At 36.4% G+C, this 5521-nt stretch carries 4 protein-coding genes; 2 read left to right on the top strand and 2 right to left on the bottom strand.

Features of this window, described 5'->3' with window-relative positions; genetic code table 11:
• Positions 1-204: 204 nt before the first annotated feature.
• Both trmD and rplS read left to right on the top strand, forming a co-directional pair.
• On the top strand, positions 205-882 hold the full coding sequence (gene trmD / locus HRT72_05410; GenBank protein ID NQY67147.1) for a tRNA (guanosine(37)-N1)-methyltransferase TrmD: 678 nt from the start codon (positions 205-207) through the stop codon (positions 880-882).
• 80 nt (positions 883-962) lie between these two features.
• Positions 963-1298: a 50S ribosomal protein L19 gene (gene rplS / locus HRT72_05405; GenBank protein NQY67146.1), complete on the top strand. Its 336-nt coding sequence runs from the start codon at positions 963-965 to the stop codon at positions 1296-1298.
• A 45-nt stretch (positions 1299-1343) separates the two neighbouring features.
• Here rplS and HRT72_05400 read toward each other — a convergent pair whose 3' ends face one another.
• Positions 1344-3410: an OmpA family protein gene (locus tag HRT72_05400; protein NQY67145.1), complete on the bottom strand. Its 2067-nt coding sequence runs from the start codon at positions 3408-3410 to the stop codon at positions 1344-1346.
• A gap of 18 nt (positions 3411-3428) precedes the next feature.
• A partial coding sequence (locus tag HRT72_05395) for a hypothetical protein (GenBank protein ID NQY67144.1) occupies positions 3429-5521 on the bottom strand: 2093 nt, incomplete at its 5' end.

The following is a 5521-nucleotide window of genomic DNA, read 5'->3' as shown; positions in this document are numbered from 1 at the left end:
TCCTATTTTATCAATCTTTTTAATCTCAAAATGATCAACCAAAAACTCTGGCAATATCAACTTGAGAACATTTAGTGACTCCTCTTCCATACAGCCAAAGATAAATATCTGATCACCACACACAACTTTTTATATTGAGCCGAAATAACTTATGCGATTTTGTTTTAGCTTTGAAGTAATTCAACACATTTTCTACCATTCTTCATGAGAATCGACATTATAAGTGCAGTTCCTAAATTGTTCGAGAGCTTTTTTGACCAATCAATCGTGCATCGCGCCCAAGAAAAAGGCTTGTGCAAGATTGTATTACACGATTTAAGAGATTACACAACCGACAACTACAAGAGTATTGATGATTACCAATACGGTGGTGGCGCTGGAATGGTGTTAAAAATAGAACCTATTTTTAAATGTTTGGAAAAATTAAAGTCAGAAAGGAGTTATGATGAAATCATCTACATGACCCCAGATGCCGAGATTCTCAAACAAACCACACTCAACCATCTTTCTACTGTTCAAAATATTATTATTCTATGTGGACATTACAAAGGAGTGGATCAAAGAGTTCGCGATTTATACATTACCAAAGAGATATCAATCGGTGATTTCGTCTTATCTGGAGGAGAAATACCTGCAGCGGTTTTAGCCGACGGCATTGCACGTTTAATTCCAGGAGTATTATCCGACGAAACCAGTGCCCTCACTGATTCATTTCAAGACAATTTACTCTCTCCTCCTGTATTTACAAGGCCAGAAATATTTAACGAAACAGCTGTACCTAAGGTGCTTTTGAGCGGTAATCAAAAAGAAATAGATAACTGGAGATACGACAAAGCAATCGAAAGAACAGAAAAACTAAGACCGGGTTTAATAAAAGATTGAGTTTGATGCAATATTAGCGGGGAAAATGAATTTATTTCTTTAATATTGCAGTCCGAATTTTACAAGAAAATATAGACGACATGAATGCAGTAGATTACGTAAATGACTTATTGATACCGAGAACGGATCACCCAGACTTTAAAGCAGGAGACACTGTTACAGTATCTTACAAGATTAGAGAAGGCGAAAAAGAACGTATTCAGCTTTTCCAAGGTATTGTTATTCAAATTAAAGCGGCAACTTTTACAGTTAGAAAAATTTCTAACGGAATCGGAGTAGAAAGAATTTTCCCAACAACTTCACCAAATATCGATAACATTAAAATTGATAAGAAAGGTAAAGTTAGAAGAGCTAGAATCTTTTATCAACGAGAAAGAATTGGTAAGAAAGCTAGAATTAAAGAAAGAAGATCTTAATAAGATTTTAACGATATTAGAAAAGCCTTGGAAACAAGGCTTTTTTTATTTGGAGATAATTACAAATTCCGTTCTTCTATTCTTCGCCCTCCCCTCAGGCGTTTTATTAGAAGCTACTGGCTGAGATTCACCTTTTCCCTTAAAAGTAATTCTACTCTTTGCTATACCTTCCTCTATCAAATAATTAGTCACCTCTTCCGCTCTCAATCTTGACAACTCTAAATTATGCGCATTATCGCCTATATCGTCCGTATGGCCATACACAGCAATTCGAATACTCCGATTAGATTTTAAATAGTCTATAAATTCAGCAATAACGAATTCAGATGCTGCAGTTAAGATCGCTGAATCTGTCTCAAAGTAAATATCATTTAATTGATATGCTTCTCCGATCGCAATTGGCTTCACTTCAAAATCAATAGTAGTTGGGGTTTTAAATGAAGCATCCTTAGTTGATATAAACTTTGAATTAAACGCACTTCCATCGCTCTTTACGGAAAGAATAAATTCTTCTTCGTCTTCTACTTTCATCACCATCGCATAACCCCCATCTATAGAATCCACATCAATCGATAGCTTGTCGCGTGAGCTAGAACTCCTCAACTCTAAAGAAGCATTTTTTAAAGGTTTTCCGTCTTTCCCTTTCAAATTACCTTTAAGAAACATCACTTCCTCTGGTCTTGCTTCTTTATACAATTCAAAGGAAAACAAATCCAAGCCACCTAATCCTTTCAGTTTATCCGAAGAAAAATATCCAGTTATACCATCGGTGCTCACATAAAACCCATATTCATCGTCGACAGAATTAATTGGATATCCCAAATTTTTCGGTTCGGCCCAAGTTGAATCCTTGCTATTATATTTAGAAAAGAATAAATCATATCCCCCTAAACCCTGATGCCCATCATACCATTTATCACTTGCAAACCTATCCGACGATGAAAAGTACAATGTTTCACTATCTGGGTGCATAAAGGGAGTTTTATCATTACCTGCAGTATTTATAGGTGTACCGAGATTCACAGCCTTTTGCCATTTACCCACAGAATCTCTCTCACTTTTATAGATATCAATCCCACCCATACCTTCCTTCCGAATACTAGCAAAATAAAGAGTCTTACCATCACCAGATATCGTTGGCTGAGACTGCCATCTATCGGCATTAACTTCTTTACCCAAAGCTACAGGATCACTCCATGTCATATCCATAACTTTTTTATCGTACTTAAGATGAGAAACGAATATTTCACATTTCAATTCATCATTAGTTCGTGTATGGCACACAGCGAGAAACATTTCCTTATTATTTATTGAAATAGCCGTTGCACCTGTATTTTCCCCAGGCTGATTAAAAGGAAGTTTCATTTTTGCTCCTCTATTAAAGCCATTATCAACAAGTTCGCTTTTCGTAAATTCTTCCACGTTTCTAGTAAAAGAAAAGTCTTTACTCTTTTTATTAAACCTTCGTGTATAATACACACTCTCCCCATCGGGGGCTACGATAGACAAATACTCATCCGCTGCAGAACTTACCCCTTCAACCAATTTCGGATCAAATGGGACTGGGTTATCAAATTTATCTTGAAAAAACAAAGACTCGTTTAAAAGGAACTTTGCCTCATGTCTATTCTCGTCGTAGTTTCTAGTATTATATTTCTCGTTTCCCTCCTCTTTAAACTTCACAAAGCCATCTAAATAAAAAATAGCCTTCTTATAATCTTTAAGAGAATGAAACATAAGCCCGGCGCGGTAGTACGGCTCTGAATGAAACGTGGGACATGCTTCAATAAGATCCACATACATTTTTAAAGGTTTTTGTAATGGCAAAGGCTTTTTCTCATCAGTATGATGCAAAAAAGTATAACTAGCTAATTTATATTGAGCATCAAGATAATCTGGCTCGACCTCCAACAGACTCCGAAGTTCTTTCATCTTCATTTGCCTAGCGACTCTAGAATCAACTATTTCGTTGTATTTCTTCCTAGATTTCTTGCCAACATCCTGCGCGCAACCATCAACAGCTTCATCGCCATCAGCAAATCCAAAACCAATAGTCGCTAATAAAAATAGAGCCAAAAAGGCTCTATTAAATTCTCTCACACCTATAATCATCTTCTTCTCCTCCCCACTCTATTTAGGTTTACCAAATAAGCCTTTCAATGCATCCTTTGCTTGCTCTTTAACATCTTCTTTAGCACTCTCTTTTGCTTTCTGAAGTCCCTCTTTCTTTAATCGTTCTAGCTCTTTCTTTGCTTCAAGCTTTCCCTTCTCCTTCAAATCTTGCCTGGCCTTTTCTGCCTCTTGTCGAAGCTTAGCTTCTGCTTGCCTCTTCAATTTATCAGCTTCCATTTTCGCCTTTCTTTTCATCTCCTCCTTCGCCTTGTCCAACTCCTCTTTTGCTTTATCCTTTAAAGCTTCTTTAACTCCGCCAGAACCATCTTCACTTTCCCCAAACCCTTTCTTGATTTCCGGGTTAGAAACCGTTCCACCAACATTTACATTCATTTTAATATAATCTCCAGTAGATATATTTAAGCCAACACCACTTGCCTGACCCAAAAGACTGTTCATTGCAGCGTTAGCTTGTCCACCTAACTGGCTTTTTGCAATTTTAAACTGCATCAAATAATCAATCGTTTCATCAAAACCATTTGATCCTTCAATAACTACTGTTGATTTACCAATTGGAACCGTAAATGGATTAACGTTAACTCGACCGTCAACAAACTTAAACGACAGTTTGATATCCGAAAAGTTAATCGGATCCATTTTAAATTTATCCGCAGCCTTCATAACAGCGTCTAAAGGTTTGAAATTCTTAAGTTCTATTTCGTGTGTTTGCATTCTACCACTACCAGTTAACGTTTCATAAATAGGTTCCATCTGCTTATCAAGCGTACCCACAACGGCCATTTTACAATCAAATGTACCTTCCATGCTCTTCGCAATTGGAGCCATTTTCTCAACAGTATTCAATTTATCTGCACATTCATGTACATCAAAATCCTTGATATTCATTCTGAAATTAATAGTAGGCGCCTTTACATCTTTGGTTTCATAGAATCCATTAAGAATCATTGACCCTTTCATTAAATTCATATCTACATTTTTCATTGTTATCTTCTGGTTTCTTACCACGATTCTTCCATCAATATTTGTGATATCAATATCATCGTAAAGAACCTTTCCTAATTTCGCATTCAGTACAAAATCAATATTCTCTGGCACTTCGATAACTTCATAAGGCTCTTCATCAACTTCCGAATCACCAACTTCCTCCTCGCCCATCATTTCATTGAGATCAAAAACTCTTGATGTCATTTCAAAATTACCTTTCAACGTTTCATTCTCCTTGAATGCATAAGCCATGTGATTTTGAATAGTACCATTTGCTCGAACATCAGAATTTCCAACAACAACCCTAAAATCTTTTAATTCCAAGAACTCAGCAGAAAACGCGAAGTCCATTTTTTCAATTTGTACGCCTTCTGGGAAATCGGCACTTTTATAATTCATATCCATAATGATCATATTTCCTGAAGCATCAAATTCATGATATCTCTCTTTCTCTATAGAAGAAAGTTTTCCATCGAAATTTATATCTGATACGATCTCTCCCGAATAAGATTCTCCTTCTTCCATTGGAATCACATCTTGTAATTGGTCCAAATAAATAGTCCCATTCACGCCTCCTTTCATATTCGGATCCGATACAGGAGTAGAAACATATAAATTCATATCGAATGGATTACCACCTAAATCGATGTGAAATTTAGACAAGTCAATAATCGTATTATCGTCTGATCCTCCAGGGTTAGAAATATTCATGGCTATCTGGATATTCTTAGCAGACTTAGGCAAATCAGGATACTTAAACATTGCATCCTCAACTGTCATGTTCACATCAAACGCCGGGTATGATTCACCATAAGCACCTTTTGCAGTTCCACTAATTGCAACTTTTCCACTGGTTTCAATATCCTCAAAATCCTTTGCATACACTGCTGGAACAAGAGAAAGAATGTGTTTAAATTGTGTTTGCTTCGCTTCGAAAGACAAATCCATATCTATATCATCTCCAGGCATAGCAAGCCATCCGTCAAATCCAAATTCTAGCTCATTCACGCTTAATGTATTTTCATTAAAAGTGTATTTTGAATTCACCATATCGATATCGATATCGAACTTAGAGTTCAGCGATACCTTATTCAGGTATTTAACGC

The sequence above is a fragment of the Flavobacteriales bacterium genome (assembly GCA_013214975.1).
GTDB lineage: Bacteria > Bacteroidota > Bacteroidia > DT-38 > DT-38 > DT-38.
Note: the sequence above shows the minus strand (reverse complement) of the source record. Positions and strands in the feature narration are given on the sequence as shown.

Coding starts and splice junctions, on each gene's coding strand:
- trmD (NQY67147.1), top strand. CDS start 205: ATGAGAATCGACATTATAAGTGCAGTTCCTAAATTGTTCGAGAGCTTT.
- rplS (NQY67146.1), top strand. CDS start 963: ATGAATGCAGTAGATTACGTAAATGACTTATTGATACCGAGAACGGAT.
- HRT72_05400 (NQY67145.1), bottom strand. CDS start 3,410: ATGATTATAGGTGTGAGAGAATTTAATAGAGCCTTTTTGGCTCTATTT.